Consider the following 17,854-nt stretch of genomic DNA (forward strand, 5'->3'; position numbering starts at 1 on the left):
GACGCGAGAACGGCATCGACCTCCGGCGTCAGCGCGGCGGCCAGCCGAGAGGCGGCGGGGCGGGTCTCGTCGCGCAGCGCGGCGACGGCGGTGAGCAGCACGGACCGCTCGCTGTCGGGCGTCCCTTCGGCGGCGCGTTCGTACAGTCGTGCGCCCTCCTCCAGGACCAGGTCCGTGTCGATCCCCGCGGGAATCTTGATCCGGGCGTGGTGGCGCCAGGTGCTGACGGGGTCGCCCCACGCCTCCACGGTGTACGTCCACAGGCCGGGCCGGCCGGCGGTGACGGTGGCGCCCCAGCGGTCGGTGCCGGGGGCGAGTTCGCGCATCGGCGTCCAGGGGCCGGGCAGGCCGTCCGGATCCTTGAGCACGAGGTTGGCGGCGACCGCGTCATGGCCCTCGCGGAACACGGTGGCCGAGATCTCGAACGTCTCGCCGGTGACCGCCTTGGCGGGCCGGCGCCCGTGCTGGACGATCGGGCGGACGTCGAGGACCGGTATGCGCCCGATGGTGGTGACGTCGCCGCCGGAGGGTGACTCCGGGGCCGGTGAACCGGCGTCGACCGGGCGCACGGGACGTGCTGCGGTGCTGTCGGTGCTGGCTGTCGGGGGTGCTGACGAGTGGTGCGTTGCGGGCATCACCGCTCCGTTCCGCGTCAACTGGGTGGGCGGATGGCTGTGGGGAGGTGGGGTCGTGCGCGGGTGTGCCTGTGGGGCGTACCGCAGGAGCCTTCCCACCCTATTCGGGTGGGCAATCCGGCACTTTGTTAACTACTCACGCGTATGTCTACGCACAAGACCGGCCCCGTTCGGGATGAACGGGACCGATGCCGGCACCAGGTCTGGAATGCGCCGCTACGACCGCGGTACTTGAAGAAGTTTGTTCGGTGAACCGAGGCCCCGCCCGGAGACCTTCCCGGAGACCGCGCCCGCCACCAGCGCCTTGGCGACCTGCGCCGGTGTGGACTTCGGTCGGCCGGCCAGATGGAGCGCGGCCGCGCCCGCGGCGTGCGGCGACGCCATCGACGTACCGGAGAAGGTCGCCCGGGCGGTGTCGCTTTTGTGGCTCGCGGAGGTGATCGACACACCTGGCGCGAACAGGTCCAGGGCCGAGCCGTGGTTGGAGAACGACGGCCGGGCGTCGGTGCGGCTCGTGGCGCCGACGGTGATCGCCTCACGGACGCCCGCCGGGGAGTAGAGCCCGGCCGGGAGGCCGTCGTTGCCCGCCGCGACGGTGTACGTGACGCCGGACGCAATGGAGTTGCGTACGGCGGCGTCCAACTGGGCGTTGTGCAAGCCGCCCAGGCTGAGGTTGGCGACGGCCGGTTTGCGGGCGTGCTTGGTCACCCAGTCGATCCCGGCGATGACCTGGGCGGTCGTACCGCCGCCCGAGTCGTCGAGCACGCGGACGGCGACGACCTTGGCCTTCTTGGCGATGCCGAGGCTCTGACCGGCGACGGTGGCGGCGACGTGCGTGCCGTGGCCGTTCCCGTCGCCCGCGGACTTGTCCCCGCCGACGAAGTCCCAGCCGTAACCGGCCCGTCCGCCGAACTCCTTGTGGCTGATCCGGATCCCGGTGTCGATCACGTACACCGTGACCCCGCTGCCCGCCGACCGCGGCGCGGTGTAGCGCCCATCGAGCGGCAGGTTCGGCTGGTCGACGCGGTCCAGCCCCCAGGACGGCGGGTTCTTCTGGGTGTGCCCGGCGACCACGCGGGTGTCCTGGACGACGGAGGCGACGCGCGGATCGGCCGCGAGCCGTTGCGCCTGTCTGCCGTCGGCCCGTACGGCGAAGCCGTTCAGCGCGGTGCCGTAGACATGGCTGATTCTCACCCCGTACTGGTCGGCGATGCCCTGACCGTCCGCCGACGCGGCCGTCGTACCCCCCTCGAGTGTCACCACATAGCTGCCGTGGACGGAACCGGGTGCTCCGGCCCCGACGATCCGCCCCTCCGGTGCGGCCTGCGCGGGCGGGATACCGGCCGAGAGGACCGCGGCACACGTCACCGCGGTCAGGCCCCCCACCCGGCGCAGACGCCACGTTCGCGTCCGTGCCATGGTCTGCGTTTCCCCTCCTCGCCTCGACGGCCGCCGACCCGCCCACGCGGGCGCGGCACGCCGGTTGGCAGCCTCTCGTGCGGTGTGAACCACCACAAGGACGCGTGTGCGGGCGGAATCGGCCATATCGCCCACGGAAGGCGGATGAAGGTCGTTTCAGGGCCGCGCCCGGAGTCGGCCACGGCGACGCCGGGTAGCCACTACCGTCGACATCGATGACGGGACGCACACCGCTGTGCGTCCTTCTCCGCACGCTGAGAAGGTGGAATGTGAAGGCGATCCGTCGATTCACCGTCCGACCCGTTCTCCCCGGACCCCTCCGGCCGCTCAGTGATCTGGCGCGGAATCTGCGCTGGTCCTGGCACACGGAGACGCGCGAGCTGTTCCAGTCCGTCGACCCGGAGCGGTGGGCCGCGTCGGGCGGTGACCCGGTTCGGCTGCTGGGCAGCGTCCCGCCCGCGCGGCTCGCCGAGCTGGCCGAGGACCGCCGCTTTCTGCGCCGGCTGACCACCGTCGCCGACGACCTGGGCGACTACGTCACCGGGGAGCGCTGGTATCAGGCGCAGTCCGGTGAACTGCCCACCGCCGTCGCGTACTTCTCCCCGGAGTTCGGCATCACCGCAGCCCTGCCGCAGTACTCCGGCGGCCTGGGCATCCTCGCCGGTGACCACCTCAAGGCGGCCAGCGACCTCGGCGTACCGCTGATCGGGGTGGGGCTGCTCTACCGGCACGGCTACTTCCGGCAGACCCTCTCCCGGGACGGCTGGCAGCAGGAGCACTACCCCGTCCTCGACCCCAACGAGCTGCCCCTCGTCCTGCTCAAGGAGGAGGACGAGACGCCCGCCCAGGTCACCCTCGCCCTGCCCGGCGGCCGGCAGCTGCGCGCCCGGATCTGGCTGGCCCAGGTCGGCCGGGTGCCGCTGCTGATGCTGGACTCGGACGTCGAGGAGAACGACCTCGGTGAGCGGGGCGTGACCGACCGGTTGTACGGCGGTGGCAGCGAGCATCGGCTGCTGCAGGAGATGCTGCTGGGGATAGGGGGTGTGCGGGCCGTGCGGACGTACTGCCGGCTCACCGGGCATCCCGAGCCCGAGGTCTTTCACACCAACGAGGGGCACGCAGGGTTCCTGGGGCTGGAGCGGATCGCGGAACTCGTCGACGACGGGCTCGACTTCGACTCCGGGCTGGAGGCCGTCCGCGCCGGTACCGTCTTCACCACCCACACGCCCGTCCCGGCCGGTATCGACCGCTTCGACCGGGAGCTGGTGGCCCGGCACTTCGGGCCCGACGCCGAACTCCCGCGCATCGACGTCGAGCGCATCCTCCGGCTCGGCATGGAGACGTATCCGGGCGGGGAGCCCAACCTGTTCAACATGGCCGTGATGGGGCTGCGCCTGGCCCAGCGCGCCAACGGTGTCTCTCTGCTGCACGGCAATGTCAGCCGGGAGATGTTCTCCGGGCTCTGGCCGGGATTCGACCCCGACGAGGTGCCGATCACCTCCGTCACCAACGGCGTGCACGCCCCGACCTGGATCGCCCCCGAGGTCTTCCGGCTCGGCGCCCGGCAGGTCGGCGCCCAGCGCGCCGAGGACGCCTTCACCGGCGGCGCCGAGGACCGCTGGGACGCCGTCGCCGACATCCCCGCCCAGGACATCTGGGAGCTGCGCCGCACCCTGCGGGAGCAGCTGGTGACCGAGGTACGGGAGCGGCTGCGGGCCTCCTGGCGGCAGCGCGGGGCCGGAACCGCCGAGTTGGGCTGGATCGACGGCGTCCTCGACCCGGACGTCCTCACCATCGGGTTCGCGCGCCGCGTCCCGTCGTACAAACGTCTGACGCTGATGCTGCGCGACCGTGACCGACTGATGGACCTGCTGCTGCACCCCGAGCGGCCGATCCAGATCGTCGTCGCGGGCAAGGCGCATCCGGCCGACGACGGCGGCAAGCGGCTGATCCAGGAGCTGGTGCGGTTCGCCGACGACCCGCGGGTGCGGCACCGGATCGTGTTCCTGCCCGACTACGGCATGGCGATGGCGCAGAAGCTCTACCCCGGCTGCGACATCTGGCTGAACAACCCCCTGCGTCCCCTGGAGGCCTGCGGCACCAGCGGCATGAAGGCGGCGCTCAACGGCTGCCTCAACCTCTCCGTGCTGGACGGCTGGTGGGACGAGTGGTTCCAGCCCGACTTCGGCTGGGCGATCCCGACCGCCGACGGCGCGGGCACCGACCCCGACCGCCGCGACGCCATCGAGGCGGCGGCGCTGTACGACCTGCTCGAACAGCGGATCACCCCCCGCTTCTACGAGCGCGGCCCCGGCGGCCTGCCCGACCGCTGGATCGAGATGGTCCGCCAGACGCTCATGCTGCTCGGCCCGAAGGTGCTGGCGGGCCGGATGGTCGGCGAGTACGTCGAGCGGCTGTACGCCCCCGCCGCCCGCGCCCACCGCGCGATGGACTTGGACTCGGCGCGGGAACTGGCCGAGTGGAAGGCCCGGTTGCGCGGGTCCTGGCACGGCGTGCGCGTGGACCACGTCGAGACCTCCGCCACCACGGCCACGGCGGAACTCGGCTCCACTCTCACCCTCCGCGTCCGCGTCGCCCTCGGCGACCTCGCCCCCGACGACGTGGAGGTCCAGGCGGTCTCCGGCCGTGTGGACTCCGAGGACCGCATCGCCGACGCGTCGACGGTGCCGCTGAAACCGGCGGGCGGACCGGATCCGGAGGGCCGGTGGGTGTACGAGGGTCCGCTGTCCCTGGACCGGACGGGGCCGTACGGCTACACGGTACGGATCCTGCCCGCGCACCGACTGCTGGCGACGAGCGCGGAGCTGGGGCTGGTGGCGGTGCCGTCGGAGGATGTGGTGGAGGGGGCGGGGGTGTTGCTGAGGTAGGCCTCGCCCCGGTGCACGCCAGGGCCGCTTCCTGAGGTGCTGCCAGGGAAGCGGCCCGTCCGGGGCTCCAGTGGCGGTCAGGCCGACGTCCGCGGCTGCTCGGCCAGCCCTCGCGGCAGCGGACCCGTGTGCAGCACCCCCAGCCGCTGCGTCGCGCGGGTCAGGGCGACGTACAGGTCGCTCGTGCCGTACCGGCCCGGCTCGACGACCAGCACCGAGTCGAACTCCAGGCCCTTGGCCTGACGCGGGTCCAGCAGGACCACCGTGCGCGTCAGGTCGGGCTCGGCGCCCGCCGTCACACCGTCCAGGTGGGCGGCGAGGCGCCGGTGCAGGTCGCGCGGGGCGATGACGGCCAGCCGGCCCTCGGCCGGGGTGAGTTCCCCGACCGCCTTGGCGACCGCGCCGGGCAGGTCGTCGGTGGCGCGGATCCAGGGACGTACGCCTGTGGACCGTACGGAACTCGGCGGTTCGAAGTCCGGGTCCTCGGCCCGTACGACCGCCGCCGCGAGGTCCATGATCTCGGCGGGGGTGCGGTAGTTGACGCCCAGGCGCGTGTGCGCCCAGCGGTCCTCGACATAGGGCTGAAGGATCGTCGACCAGGAGCCGACCCCCGCCGCCTCCGCCGTCTGCGCCGGATCGCCGACCAGCGTCATCGACCGCGTCGGGCTGCGCCGCATCAGCAGCCGCCACGCCATCGGCGACAGCTCCTGCGCCTCGTCGACGATGATGTGCCCGAACGCCCAGGTACGGTCGGCCGCCGCCCGCTCGGCGGCGCTGCGGTGGTCGTCCGCCTCGTGCCGCTCGGCGAACCGCTCGGCGTCGATGATGTCGTGCGCCGACAGCACCTCGCTGTGCTCGTCGTCCTTGTCCTCGAACTCGTACGTCCGGGACGCGTACGACACGTCCAGCACGCCCTGCGCGTACGACACCTGCCGCTCCCGCTCGCGTTCCGCCCGCGCCCGCGCCACCCGGTCGTCCTCACCGAGCAGTTCGGCCGCCTCGTCGAGCAGCGGTACGTCCGCCACGGTCCACGCCCGCGTCACCGGCCGCCGGATGGCGGCGGCGTCGGCGTCGCCGACGTACCCCTCGGGCTCGGCGAGGAAGTCGGCGACCAGCCGTTGCGGCGTGAGGACCGGCCAGAGCTGGTCGATGGCGGACCAGACCTCGGGGTTCTCGGCGAGGTCGTCGCGGATCTGGGTGATGTCGCTGGCGTCGAGGAGGTTGGAGCCGTCGTAGGGGTCGGTGCCGACCCGCTCGGCGTACAGCTCGGTGAGCGTGTTGAGGATGTGCCCCTCGAAGTGCTCGCGGGCCGCGTTGTGCGGCAGCTTCGCAGCGCGGGTCCGCTCACGGGCGACGCCGACGAGACCGTCGTCGAGCATCAGGATCTCGCGGTCGTGCTCGATCGCGATGACCGGCTCGGGCAGCGCCTGCCGGTCGCGTACGACCGCGGCGAGTACGTCCGCCATCTCGGCGCGGCCCTTGACCGCGGCCGCCTCCGGGGTGTCGGTCGCCGTCGCCCGCACGCCGGGGAAGAGTTCGCCGACCGTCGACAGCAGCACGCCGGTCTCGCCCAGCGAGGGCAGCACCTCGCCGATGTAGCCGAGGAAGGCGGGGTTGGGGCCGACGATGAGGACGGCTCGCTGGGCGAGCAGTTCCCGGTGTTCGTACAGCAGATACGCCGCCCGGTGCAGGGCCACCGCCGTCTTGCCGGTGCCGGGGCCGCCCTCCACCACCAGCACGCCGCGGTGCGGTGCGCGGATGATCTCGTCCTGCTCGGCCTGGATGGTCTGCACGATGTCGGCCATCCGGCCGGTGCGCGCGGAGTTCAGCGCGGCGAGCAGGACGGCGTCCCCGCTGGGGTCCTCGTAACCGGTCCTGGTGGCGTCGTCGACGTCGAGGAACTCGTCGTGCAGGGCGGTGACACGGCGGCCGTCGGTGGCGATGTGCCGGCGGCGGCTGAGGCCCATCGGGGTGTGGCCGGTGGCCAGGTAGAAGGGGCGGGCGACCTCGGCCCGCCAGTCGATCAGGATCGGGGTGCGCTCGGCGTCGTCGGCGCGCAGGCCGATCCGGCCGATGTGGTGACTGGCGCCTGATGGGGAGAGGTCGATCCGGCCGAAGCAGAGCGAGCCGTCCACCGCGTTCAGCGCGGCGAGCAGCCCGGAGCGCTCGGCGACCAGGATGTCCCGCTCCAGGCGGGCCTGCATCGGCTTGTCGCCCTGTGCGAGCGCGTCCGTGACGGAGGCCTCGGCGTCGCCGCGCAGCGCGTCGACGCGCGCGTACAGGTCGTCGATGAATTCCTGCTCGCGGCGCATTTCGTCGTCTGGAATTCCGCTGTTTGACAATTCCGCTCCCGCCCGGATACACTGTGCCTACTGAACTTCTCCGCGACCCGATTCCCGCGAAGTCGCGAATCATTGAATATACGCAAGGAAATCCCCCGAGCGCAATTGCTCGGGGGATTTCTTTACGTCTCGGCGTGTGTTCAGGTCATCAGGTCACAGCGCGTCGGAGATCTCCTCCAGGAGCCGCCGCTTGGGCCTGGCCCCCACCATGGACTTCACCGGCTCACCGCCGCGGAAGACCATGAAGGTCGGCATGGACAGCACCTTGTAGGCGTGGGTGGTCTCCGGGTTGTGGTCCACGTCCAGCTGCACCACTTTCAGCCGCTCCGCCTCCTCGGCGGCCACCGCCCTGAGCACGGGCGCCATCTGCTTGCACGGCGGGCACCAGTCGGCGGTGAACTCCACCAGCACGGGCCGGTCCGCGCCCAGCACCTCCGTCGCGAAGTCCGCGTCCGTCACGTCGTTCACCACTGTTGCCCTCCCAGTTCGCACTTCGGATCCTCGGCGAGTGCCAGCCGCACCCCGATCTGCGCCCGCACGGCCTGCAACTCGCCGATCAGCGCGTCGAGTTCCTCCAGCTTGCGCCGGTAGACCGCGAGCGAGGCGGGGCACAAGTCGCCCTCGGGGTGCCCGGCCCGCAGACACTCCACGAAGGGCCGCGTCTCCTCCAGGTCGAACCCGAAGTCCTGCAGCGTCCTGATCTGCCGCAGCAGCTTCAGGTCCCGCTCGTCGTAGTCCCGGTAGCCGTTCGCGTCCCGACGCGCGGGCAGCAGCCCACGCGCCTCGTAGTAGCGGAGCGTCCGCGTGGTGGTCCCGGCCCGTTCGGCCAGCTCGCCGATTCGCATGTGGAGGAACGTAAGCCTTGACGCCGACGTCAAGGCAAGGGTGAGCCCGGGCGGCTGAGCGACGGGGGAGCATCTCAGCCGCCCGGGCGTGGGGGGAGGTGGCACCCGGGGTGGGGGGTGGTACCGGTGTGGGGGAAGGTGGTATCCCGCGGGATCAGGCCTTGGCCAGCGCCTTCTCGCCGTCCTTCTCGCCGCCGACGCGCAGCTCGGGCATCTCGGCGTCGTCGGCCGAAGCCGCGCCACCGCCGCCGTGGCCGTCGTCGAGCAGGGTCTTCTCGTCGAACGGCAGCCGGCCCGAGAGCACCTCGCCCACCCGCTCCTTGTCGATCTCCTTGGTCCAGGTTCCGATCAGCACGGTGGCGACGGCGTTGCCCGCGAAGTTGGTCAGGGCGCGGGCCTCGCTCATGAAGCGGTCGATGCCGACGATGAGGCCGATGCCGTCCACCAGGGCGGGCTTGTGGGACTGCAGGCCGCCCGCGAGGGTGGCGAGGCCCGCGCCCGTGACACCGGCGGCGCCCTTGGAGGCGACCAGCAGGAAGAGCAGCAGCGGGATCTGCTCGCCGATGCCCATCGGCGTACCCATGGCGTCGGCGATGAACAGGGACGCCATGGTCATGTAGATCATGGTGCCGTCGAGGTTGAAGGAGTAGCCGGTCGGGACGGTGATGCCGACCACCGGCTTGCTGATGCCCAGGTGCTCCATCTTCGCGATGAGCCGCGGCAGCGCGGACTCGGAGGAGGAGGTGGACAGGATCAGCAGGAACTCACGGCCCAGGTACTTGAAGAACGTGAGGATGTTCAGGCCCGAGACGAACCGCAGCAGCGCGCCGAGCACGATGAAGACGAACAGGACGCAGGTGACGTAGAAGCCGAGCATCAGCACGGCGAGGCTCTTGAGCGCGTCGAGACCGGCGGAACCGGTGACCGCGGCGATGGCGCCGAAGGCGCCGATCGGGGCCGCCCACATGATCATCGCGAGGATACGGAAGACCAGCCGCTGGATGTGCTCGATACCGCGCAGGATCGGCTGTCCGGCCGGGCCCATGGCCTGCAGCGCGAACCCGGCGAGCAGCGCGATGAGCAGGGCCTGGAGCACCTCGCCGCCGGTGAAGGCGGAGACCATGGTGGTCGGGATGATGCCGAGCAGGAACTCGGTGGTGTCCTTGGCCTCGGCGCCCACCTGCGCCTGCCCGGTCTCGCGGACGGCGTCGGTGACGGCGAGGCTGGTGCCCGGTTCGAGGATGTTGCCGACGACCAGGCCGATGGCGAGCGCCACCAGGGACATCGCCAGGAAGTAGACAAGGGCGATACCGCCGACAGCGCCGACCTTGGCGGCCTTCCGTACGGAACCGATGCCGAGCACGATCGTGCAGAAGATGATCGGCGCGATCATCATCTTGATCAGGCTCACAAAGCCGGTGCCTATGGGCTTCAGCTCGGTGGCGAAGCCCGGCGCGGCCAGGCCCACGGCGATGCCGAGTGCGACCGCGACGATCACCGCGATGTAGAGATAGTGGGTGCGGTCCCGCTTGGCGCGGGGTGTGGCAGGTGCCGTATCGGCTGCGCTGGTCACGGCTGCCCTCCTTGACGACGTCATCGGCATCACCGGCGTGCGGCTCACGTCCGGGAGAAACTGTCCGGGGCGTTGCCCGTACATGAACGAATGCCGTGACTATCTCCCGAGCTGTGAGGGCGGTCACCCTTCCGTTCATTTAGTTCACGCTGAAGGTCGGGGGCACACTGACGACATGCGCATCCGTGTACCGAGACCCCGCAGCCTGGCCGGTCAGCTGTTCGCCATGCAGGCCGTGCTGATCGCGGTGCTCGTCGCCGGATACGCGCTGTTCACGTACGTCAGCGACCGCAGCCAGGCGGAGGACGCGGCGGGCCGCCAGGCGATGGCGGTGGCCCGCTCGATCGCCGACTCCCCCTCGGTAGGGGAGGCGATCCGCACCTCCGACCCGACCGCCGCCCTGCAGCCGTACGCCCTGCGCGTCATGCGCGACACGGACGTCGACTTCGTCACGATCATGAACCCGCGGGGCATCCGCTGGACCCACCCCGACCCGAACCAGATCGGCGGGCGCTTCCTGGGCCACATCGAGCCCGCCCTGCGCGGTCAGTCCTTCACCGAGACCTACACGGGCACCCTCGGCCCGTCGGTCCGCGCGGTCACCCCCGTCCACGACGGCTCGCGCATCGTCGGCCTGGTCAGCGCCGGCATCCGGGTCGAGGCGATCAGCGAGCGGGTACGGGGCCAGCTCACCGCCCTGATCGGCGCCGCGGGCGGCGCCCTCGTGCTGGGCGCGGTCGGCACGTACGTCGTCAACGCCCGCCTCCGCCGCCACACCCACGGCATGAACGCGGCCGAGCTGAGCCGGATGCACGACTACCACCAGGCGGCGTTGCACGCGGTGCGTGAGGGGCTGTTGATGCTGGACGGGCAGTACCGGGTGGCGCTGATCAACGACGGCGGGCAGGAGCTGCTCGGGGTGACCGGCGGTGTCGTGGGCCGCTCGGTGGCCGAGCTGGGCCTGCCGGGGCCGCTGACGGGCGCGCTGCTGTCCTCGGAGCCGCGGGTGGACGAGGTGCACCTGACGGCGGACCGGGTGCTGGTGGTGAACACGTCGCCGGTGTCGGGCGGGGAGCGGCGGGGTACGGTCGTCACGCTCAGGGATGTCACCGAACTCCAGTCGCTGATGGGCGAGCTGGACTCGGAGCGGGGCTTCACGCAGGCGTTGCGGTCGCAGGCGCACGAGGCGGCGAACCGGTTGCACACGGTGGTGTCCTTGATCGAGCTGGGCCGGGCGGAGGAGGCGGTCGACTTCGCCACCGCGGAACTCGAACTGGCCCAGGCCCTGACCGACCAGGTGGTCGCGGCGGTGAGCGAGCCGGTCCTGGCGGCCCTGCTGCTCGGCAAGACGGCGCAGGCCAATGAGCGGGGCGTGGAGCTGGTGGTGTCGGAGGACAGCCGCCTGGACGACGGGCTGCTGCCGCCGTCGCTGCCCGCGCGGGACCTGGTGACCATCCTGGGCAACCTGATCGACAACGCGGTGGACGCGGCGCAGGGCAGCGTGCGGGCGCGGGTGACGGTGACGGCGTACACGGAGGGCGGTGAGCTGGTCCTGCGGGTGGCGGACACCGGGGAGGGCGTGGATCCGGCGCACGCGGAGCTGGTCTTCCAGCGGGGCTTCACGACGAAGCAGGCGGGGCCCGGGGGGCGGGGGCTGGGGCTGGCGTTGGTGCGGCAGGCGGTGCACCGGCACGGGGGGACGCTGTCGGTGGCGGGGGCTGTCGGGGGCGGGGCGGAGTTCGAGGTGCGGTTGCCGTTGGCGGAGGGGGTCGCCGCAGCCGGGGGTGCCGGTGGTACGGCTGCGGGAGGCCGCGCATGACAGTCGAGGAACCGATCCGTGTGCTGGTCGTCGAGGACGATCCCGTGGCCGCGGACGCGCATGTGCTGTACGTCGGCCGGGTGCCCGGCTTCGTCGCGGTCGGGAAGGCGCACACGGGCGCGGAGGCGCGGCGGGCGCTGGAGCGGACGCCGGTGGATCTGCTGTTGCTGGATCTGCATCTGCCGGATGTGCACGGGTTGCAGTTGGCCCGGTCGTTGCGGGCGGCCGGGTATCACGCGGACGTGATAGCGGTGACGTCGGCGCGGGATCTGACGGTGGTGCGGGAGGGGGTGTCGCTGGGGGTCGTGCAGTACGTGCTGAAGCCGTTCACTTTCGCCACGCTTCGTGATCGCCTGGTGCGCTATGCCGAGTTCCGGGGAGCGGCCGGGGAGGCCAGCGGTCAGGACGAGGTGGACCGCGCCCTGGCGACGCTGCGGGCGCCGACGCCGGCGGCGCTGCCGAAGGGGTTGAGCGCGCCGACGTTGGAGCGGGTGACGGTGGCGCTGCGGAACTGCGGGGAAGGGATGACGGCGACGGGGGTCGCGGAGGCGGTGGGGATTTCGAGGATCACGGCCCGTCGCTATCTGGAGCATCTGGTGGATGCGGGGAGGGCTGCGCGGAGTCCGCAGTACGGGACGGTGGGGCGGCCGGAGTTGCAGTACCGGTGGGTCAAGGGGCAGTAGTCAGCGCAACGGCCGGGCGAAGCTGACGACCTGCCGTCCCAGTCCGATGACGATGGCCGCCTCGGCGAGGACGATCAGCCCGGTCGCCGTCTCCCCCGCGATCCAGTGGACGGCGAGTCCCGCGAGGGGGACGACGCAGAAGGCCAGCAGGCCCACGGCGCACTGAATGGCCTTGCGGGAGCGGCGGCGGGCGTCGGAGCGGTGGGCGGCCACCTGGGCGGCCCGGGACGCGCCGACCACGTCGCCCATCGCACCGCCCCCCGTACCGGAACCGTAGGTTCCTACAATCCGTGATCCTGTCCGAACAGCCCGTAGTCACCACCCCTCTACCCCCCTAGCTTGTGCCCGTGCGCCAACCCCCAGCCCAACCGAACCAGCCCACCCCGCCCACCCCACCGTTCAACGCCCCCGCCGCCCGCCGGCTCCGTGCCGCCCTCGGCATGGGCCCCGAGCATGTCGCCTACGGCATGCGTGCCTCGTACGGACTGCCGTACGTCACCCCGGACCTCGTCATCGCCTGGGAACGCGGGGTCACCCACCCCAGCAGCCCCGAGCTCACCGCCCTCGCAGGCGTCCTGTGGTGCTCCCCCGGTGAACTCATCGGACGCCCCCGCACCCTCCGCGAGCACCGCATCTCCCGCGGTCTCGCCCCGGAGGACGTCGCCCGCGGCGTCGGCCTCGAACTCGCCGCCTACCTGCGGATGGAGGAGAGCGACAGCTGGCGCGGCAACGAGCGGCAGTCCGCCGCGCTCGCCGGCATCCTCGACCTCGGCCTGCCCGACTTCGTCACCGTCACCGGCCGCGAGGCGAGACTCGCCGACCTGCTGCGCAGCGCCGTGACCACCCGCTGGCAGGCCTACGTCCGTCCGGTGAGCAAAACGGTGCCCCTGGACCGCGGCGTCCTGGAGGTCGTACTCCAGGAACTGCACAACGAGTACCAGGGGCAGATGGTCGCCACCCTCAGCTGGGGCGGCGGCAGCCGGGAATCCAGCGACAACGGCCGCGACTTCCTCGACCGGATCATCGACCACTTCTGGACGACCGTCGAGAGCACCGTCCAGGGCTGCTAGAACACCGACTCGGCCTCGTCCATCCGGTCCTTCGGCACCGTCTTCAGCTCGGTGACCGCCTCCGCCAACGGCACCATCAGGATGTCCGTGCCCCGCAGCGCGGTCATCCGCCCGAACTCCCCGCGGTGCGCCGCCTCCACCGCGTGCCAGCCGAAGCGGGTCGCGAGCACCCGGTCGTACGGCGTCGGCGTCCCGCCGCGCTGGACGTGGCCGAGAATGACCGGCTTGGCCTCCTTGCCGAGGCGGCGCTCCAGCTCGTACGCCAGTGCCGTGCCGATGCCCCGGAAGCGCTCGTGCCCGTACTGGTCGATCTCGCCCTTGCCGTAGTCCATGGTGCCCTCGGCGGGGTGGGCGCCCTCGGCGACGCAGATGACGGCGAACTTCTTGCCGCGCGCGAACCGCTCCTCGACCATCTTGACGAGATCGGCGGGGTCGAACGGCCGCTCGGGCAGGCAGATGCCGTGCGCACCCGCCGCCATGCCGGACTCCAGCGCGATCCAGCCCGCGTGGCGGCCCATGACCTCCACCACCATCACCCGCTGGTGGGACTCGGCCGTGGTCTTCAGGCGGTCCATCGCCTCCGTGGCGACGCCCACGGCCGTGTCGAAGCCGAACGTCCTGTCCGTGGACGAGATGTCGTTGTCGATCGTCTTCGGGACGCCGACCACCGGCAGCCCCGCGTCCGACAGCATGCGGGCCGCCGTCAGCGTGCCCTCGCCGCCGATCGGGATCAGCGCGTCGATGCCGAAGTCACGGATCATGTCGGAGGCGTTCTCGCAGGCCTCGCGCAGCCGGTCCCGCTCCAGCCGGGAGGAGCCGAGGATGGTGCCGCCGCGTGCCAGGATGCCGCTGACCGAGTCGAGGTCGAGGCTGCGGTAGCGGCCGTCCAGCAGGCCCGAGTAACCGTCCTCGAAGCCGATCACCTCGTCGCCGTACTGCGCGACCGCTCGGTGCACGACCGACCGGATCACGGCGTTCAGGCCGGGGCAGTCGCCGCCTGCGGTGAGAACTCCGATACGCATCGTGCTGTGTCTCCTGCTCGCTGTGGATACCGGTGAGCCACTCCCGATTGTTTCACGTCCCTCAGGCGCTCAGCACGACGACACCTGGACGGGCGCCTTAGCTATGTCGAGAGGTATTGTCAAGAGGGTTCCGCTCACCCTGGTGGGCGATTTTTGCGGCCCCCTCCCTCCCCCATCCTCCCCCTCGAGACGAAACGGAGAGCACGCGTGACGCGCAGCGTGTACGTGACCGGTATCGACCGCGGCGACGGCCGCCAGGTCGTCGAACTGGGGGTCATGGAGCTCCTGACCCGCCAGGTCGACCGGGTGGGCGTCTTCCGTCCCCTCGTCCACGACGGCCCCGACCGCCTCTTCGAGCTGCTGCGCGCCCGCTACCGGCTGTCGCAGGACCCGGCCACCGTCTACGGCATGGACCACCAGGAGGCCTCCACGCTGCAGGCCGAACGGGGGACGGACGAGCTGGTGTCCACGCTCGTCACCCGGTTCCACCTGGTCGCGCGGGACTACGACGTCGTCCTGGTCCTCGGCACCGACTACGCCGACACCCAGTTCCCGGACGAGCTGGCCCTCAACGCCCGGCTCGCCAACGAGTTCGGCGCGTCCGTGATCCCGGTGGTGGGCGGGCGGAAGCAGACCACCGGGTCCGTGCTCGCCGAGACGCGCAACGCCTACCGGGCGTACGACGGGCTCGGCTGCGACGTCCTGGCCATGGTCGCCAACCGGGTCGCCCGCGAGGACCGCGACGAGATCGCCGACCGGCTCGCCACCCGGCTGCCCGTGCCGTGTTACGTCCTGCCCGACGAGCCCGCCCTGTCCGCCCCGACGGTCGCCCAGATCGCCCAGACCCTCGGCGCCAAGGTGCTCCTCGGCGACGACTCGGGGCTGGCGCGGGACGCGCTCGGGTTCGTCTTCGGCGGGGCCATGCTGCCGAACTTCCTGGGCGCCCTGACCCCGGGCTGCCTGGTCATCACCCCGGGCGACCGCGCCGACATCGTCGTCGGCTCGCTCGCCGCGCACAGCGCGGGCACCCCGCCCATAGCCGGTGTGGTGCTGACCCTGAACGAGGTGCCGAACGACGACATCCTCACCCTCGCCGCCCGCCTCGCCCCGGGCACCCCGGTGCTCTCGGTGCCCGGCAACAGCTTCCCCACCGCTGAACAGCTGTTCTCCCTGGAGGGCAAGCTCAACGCGGCCACCCCGCGCAAGGCGGAGACCGCGCTCGGGCTGTTCGAGCGGTACGTCGAGACCGGCGAGCTGCTCAAGCGGGTGAGCGCGCCGAGCAGCGACCGGGTGACGCCGATGATGTTCGAGCACAAGCTGCTGGAGCAGGCCCGCTCGGACCGGCGGCGGGTGGTACTGCCGGAGGGCACCGAGGAGCGGGTGCTGCACGCCACCGAGGTGCTGCTGCGCCGGGGCGTGTGCGATCTGACGCTGCTCGGTCCCGTCGACCAGATCCGCAAGAAGGCCGCCGACCTCGGTATCGACCTCGGCGACTCCCAGCTGATCGACCCGGCCACCAGCGAGCTGCGCGACGCCTTCGCCGAGCAGTACGCCGCCCTGCGCGCCCACAAGGGCGTGACCGTCGAGCTGGCGTACGACGTCGTCTCCGACGTCAACTACTTCGGCACCCTGATGGTCCAGGAGGGCCTCGCCGACGGCATGGTGTCGGGGTCCGTGCACTCCACGGCCGCCACCATCCGCCCGGCCTTCGAGATCATCAAGACCAAGCCGGACGCCTCCATCGTGTCGTCCGTGTTCTTCATGTGCCTCGCGGACAAGGTGCTCGTCTACGGCGACTGCGCGGTCAACCCCGACCCGGACGCCGAGCAGTTGGCCGACATCGCCGTCCAGTCGGCGTCCACCGCCGCGCAGTTCGGTGTGGAGCCGCGGATCGCGATGCTGTCGTACTCGACCGGTACGTCGGGGTCGGGTGCCGACGTCGACAAGGTGCGCGAGGCGACCGAGCTGGTGCGCACGCGCCGGCCGGATCTGAAGATCGAGGGGCCGATCCAGTACGACGCCGCCGTGGAGCCGAGCGTCGCCGCGACCAAGCTGCCGGGCTCCGAGGTCGCCGGGCAGGCCAGCGTGCTGATCTTCCCCGACCTCAACACCGGCAACAACACCTACAAGGCCGTGCAGCGCTCGGCCGGCGCGATCGCGGTCGGGCCGGTGCTGCAGGGCCTGCGCAAGCCGGTCAACGACCTGTCCCGCGGCGCGCTCGTCCAGGACATCGTCAACACCGTCGCCATCACGGCGATCCAGGCCCAGTTCCCCAGCGAGAAGGCATCCCAGCTGTGAGTTCGTCCCGCGTCCTCGTCCTCAACTCCGGCTCCTCGTCGGTGAAGTACCAGCTGCTCGACATGAGCGACGGCAGCCGGCTCGCGGTGGGCCTCGTCGAGCGGATCGGCGAGGAGTCCTCCCGGCTGAAGCACACCCGCCTGAGCACCGGGGAGACCCGCGGCTTCACCGCCGCGATCCCCGACCACGACGCCGCGCTGAAGGCCGTGGCGGCGGAGCTGGCCAAGGACGGGCTCGGCCTGGACTCGCCGGAGCTGGTCGCGATCGGCCACCGGGTGGTACACGGCGGCAAGCACTTCACCGAGCCGACCGTCATCGACGACACCGTCCTCGCCGAGATCGAGCGGCTGATCCCGGTCGCCCCGCTGCACAACCCGGCCAACCTCACCGGCATCCGCACGGCCCGTTCCCTGCGCCCGGACCTGCCGCAGATCGCCGTCTTCGACACCGCGTTCCACACGACGATGCCGGAGTCGGCGGCCCGCTACGCGATCGACGTGAAGACCGCCGACGAGCACCGGATCCGGCGGTACGGCTTCCACGGCACCTCGCACGCGTACGTCTCCCGGGCCACGGCCAAGCTGCTGGGCAGGGCGCCCGAGGAGGTGAACGTCATCGTGCTGCACCTGGGCAACGGGGCGTCCGCCTCCGCCGTACGCGGCGGGAAGTGCGTGGACACCTCCATGGGGCTGACGCCTTTGGAGGGGCTGGTGATGGGTACGCGTTCCGGTGACATGGACCCGGCCGTCATCTTCCATTTGATGCGTGTTGGCGGAATGTCCGCCGACGAGATCGACACTCTTCTCAACAAGAAGAGCGGCCTGATCGGTCTGTGCGGTGACAACGACATGCGCGAGATCCGTCGCCGGATCGACGAGGGTGACGAAGCGGCGCAACTTGCCTTCGACATCTACATTCACCGCCTGAAGAAGTACATCGGCGCCTATTACGCGGTGCTCGGGAAGGTGGACGCGATCGCGTTCACCGCCGGGGTCGGCGAGAACGCGGCGCCCGTGCGGGAGGCCGCCGTGGCGGGCCTGGAGGAGCTGGGCCTCGCGGTGGACGGCGAGCTGAACGCCGTACGCAGCGACGCACCGCGACTGATCTCGCCCGAGTACGCGCGCGTGGCGGTGGCCGTGGTGCCGACCGACGAGGAGCTGGAGATTGCGACACAGACATACGCGTTGGTGAAGGCGTCTTAGGACTGTCCTGGGCCGTTATAGGTCCTCACCTGAGCGGCATCCCGCCCTTTTGTATTTT

General features: G+C 71.3%; 14 protein-coding genes. 6 read left to right on the top strand and 8 right to left on the bottom strand.

The window, feature by feature from the left end:
- Both KWI83_RS35660 and KWI83_RS35665 read right to left on the bottom strand, forming a co-directional pair.
- Nucleotides 1-635: maltotransferase domain-containing protein (locus KWI83_RS35660; RefSeq protein WP_218518519.1), on the bottom strand; the 635-nt coding region annotated here is incomplete at its 3' end.
- A 216-nt stretch (nucleotides 636-851) separates the two neighbouring features.
- Entirely contained in the window at nucleotides 852-2,054 is a 1,203-nt protein-coding gene (locus tag KWI83_RS35665) for a S8 family peptidase (protein WP_218518520.1), read from the bottom strand.
- A 269-nt stretch (nucleotides 2,055-2,323) separates the two neighbouring features.
- Here KWI83_RS35665 and KWI83_RS35670 point away from each other — a divergent pair, with 269 nt between their 5' ends.
- Complete coding sequence (locus KWI83_RS35670; RefSeq protein WP_218518521.1) at nucleotides 2,324-4,942, top strand: glycosyltransferase family 1 protein; 2,619 nt, start codon at nucleotides 2,324-2,326, stop codon at nucleotides 4,940-4,942.
- Between the two features lie 77 nt (nucleotides 4,943-5,019).
- On the opposite strand, the gene KWI83_RS35675 is transcribed toward KWI83_RS35670, so the two are convergent.
- The 4 genes from KWI83_RS35675 to KWI83_RS35690 all read right to left on the bottom strand — a co-directional run bounded on the left by KWI83_RS35675 (nucleotide 5,020) and on the right by KWI83_RS35690 (nucleotide 9,702).
- A complete protein-coding gene (locus KWI83_RS35675) occupies nucleotides 5,020-7,254 on the bottom strand; it encodes a UvrD-helicase domain-containing protein (protein WP_218518522.1) in 2,235 nt (744 codons plus the stop codon).
- Nucleotides 7,255-7,437: 183 nt separating this feature from the next.
- Nucleotides 7,438-7,752: a thioredoxin gene (gene trxA / locus KWI83_RS35680; RefSeq protein WP_218518523.1), complete on the bottom strand. Its 315-nt coding sequence runs from the start codon at nucleotides 7,750-7,752 to the stop codon at nucleotides 7,438-7,440.
- A complete protein-coding gene (locus KWI83_RS35685; protein ID WP_218518524.1) occupies nucleotides 7,749-8,129 on the bottom strand; it encodes a MerR family transcriptional regulator in 381 nt (126 codons plus the stop codon). Before KWI83_RS35685 ends, trxA begins: the two co-directional genes overlap by 4 nt.
- Nucleotides 8,130-8,283: 154 nt before the next feature.
- Complete coding sequence (locus KWI83_RS35690; protein ID WP_218518525.1) at nucleotides 8,284-9,702, bottom strand: cation:dicarboxylate symporter family transporter; 1,419 nt, start codon at nucleotides 9,700-9,702, stop codon at nucleotides 8,284-8,286.
- 175 nt (nucleotides 9,703-9,877) lie between these two features.
- Between KWI83_RS35690 and KWI83_RS35695 the strand changes: the two genes are divergently transcribed.
- Complete coding sequence (locus KWI83_RS35695; RefSeq protein ID WP_218518526.1) at nucleotides 9,878-11,521, top strand: sensor histidine kinase; 1,644 nt, start codon at nucleotides 9,878-9,880, stop codon at nucleotides 11,519-11,521.
- The gene (locus tag KWI83_RS35700) at nucleotides 11,518-12,204 is read left to right on the top strand and encodes a response regulator (RefSeq protein WP_218518527.1); all 687 of its coding nucleotides are present in this window, start codon (nucleotides 11,518-11,520) and stop codon (nucleotides 12,202-12,204) included. Before KWI83_RS35695 ends, KWI83_RS35700 begins: the two co-directional genes overlap by 4 nt.
- Here KWI83_RS35700 and KWI83_RS35705 read toward each other — a convergent pair whose 3' ends face one another.
- Entirely contained in the window at nucleotides 12,205-12,453 is a 249-nt protein-coding gene (locus tag KWI83_RS35705; protein WP_218518528.1) for a hypothetical protein, read from the bottom strand.
- 92 nt (nucleotides 12,454-12,545) lie between these two features.
- On the opposite strand from KWI83_RS35705, the gene KWI83_RS35710 reads away from it, so the two are divergent.
- Nucleotides 12,546-13,274, top strand: a complete 729-nt coding sequence (locus tag KWI83_RS35710; protein WP_374106451.1) for an XRE family transcriptional regulator — start codon at nucleotides 12,546-12,548, stop codon at nucleotides 13,272-13,274.
- On the opposite strand, the gene KWI83_RS35715 is transcribed toward KWI83_RS35710, so the two are convergent.
- Nucleotides 13,271-14,296 carry an ATP-dependent 6-phosphofructokinase gene (locus KWI83_RS35715; RefSeq protein ID WP_218518530.1) on the bottom strand — a complete coding sequence of 342 codons (1,026 nt, stop codon included), beginning with the start codon at nucleotides 14,294-14,296 and terminating at the stop codon, nucleotides 13,271-13,273. The two genes, KWI83_RS35710 and KWI83_RS35715, sit on opposite strands and share 4 nt — an antisense overlap.
- Before the next feature lie 207 nt (nucleotides 14,297-14,503).
- Here KWI83_RS35715 and pta point away from each other — a divergent pair, with 207 nt between their 5' ends.
- Together pta and KWI83_RS35725 are read left to right on the top strand one after the other, a co-directional pair.
- Nucleotides 14,504-16,594 (top strand): phosphate acetyltransferase, encoded by a 2,091-nt coding sequence (gene pta / locus KWI83_RS35720; RefSeq protein ID WP_218518531.1) that lies wholly within the window; start codon nucleotides 14,504-14,506, stop codon nucleotides 16,592-16,594.
- The gene (locus tag KWI83_RS35725; protein ID WP_218518532.1) at nucleotides 16,591-17,796 is read left to right on the top strand and encodes an acetate kinase; all 1,206 of its coding nucleotides are present in this window, start codon (nucleotides 16,591-16,593) and stop codon (nucleotides 17,794-17,796) included. The genes pta and KWI83_RS35725 overlap by 4 nt, the downstream gene beginning before the upstream one ends.
- The last annotated feature ends 58 nt before the right edge of the window (nucleotides 17,797-17,854 follow it).

Origin of the sequence: Streptomyces sp. TRM70350 (assembly GCF_019219825.1) — a bacterium.
Lineage (GTDB): Bacteria > Actinomycetota > Actinomycetes > Streptomycetales > Streptomycetaceae > Streptomyces.

What these genes read in the sequence shown, in the direction of transcription:
- KWI83_RS35665 (WP_218518520.1), bottom strand. Translation starts at nt 2,054, where the DNA reads ATGGCACGGACGCGAACGTGGCGTCTGCGCCGGGTGGGGGGCCTGACC.
- KWI83_RS35675 (WP_218518522.1), bottom strand. Translation starts at nt 7,254, where the DNA reads ATGCGCCGCGAGCAGGAATTCATCGACGACCTGTACGCGCGCGTCGAC.
- KWI83_RS35685 (WP_218518524.1), bottom strand. Translation starts at nt 8,129, where the DNA reads ATGCGAATCGGCGAGCTGGCCGAACGGGCCGGGACCACCACGCGGACG.
- KWI83_RS35695 (WP_218518526.1), top strand. Translation starts at nt 9,878, where the DNA reads ATGCGCATCCGTGTACCGAGACCCCGCAGCCTGGCCGGTCAGCTGTTC.
- KWI83_RS35700 (WP_218518527.1), top strand. Translation starts at nt 11,518, where the DNA reads ATGACAGTCGAGGAACCGATCCGTGTGCTGGTCGTCGAGGACGATCCC.
- KWI83_RS35705 (WP_218518528.1), bottom strand. Translation starts at nt 12,453, where the DNA reads ATGGGCGACGTGGTCGGCGCGTCCCGGGCCGCCCAGGTGGCCGCCCAC.
- KWI83_RS35715 (WP_218518530.1), bottom strand. Translation starts at nt 14,296, where the DNA reads ATGCGTATCGGAGTTCTCACCGCAGGCGGCGACTGCCCCGGCCTGAAC.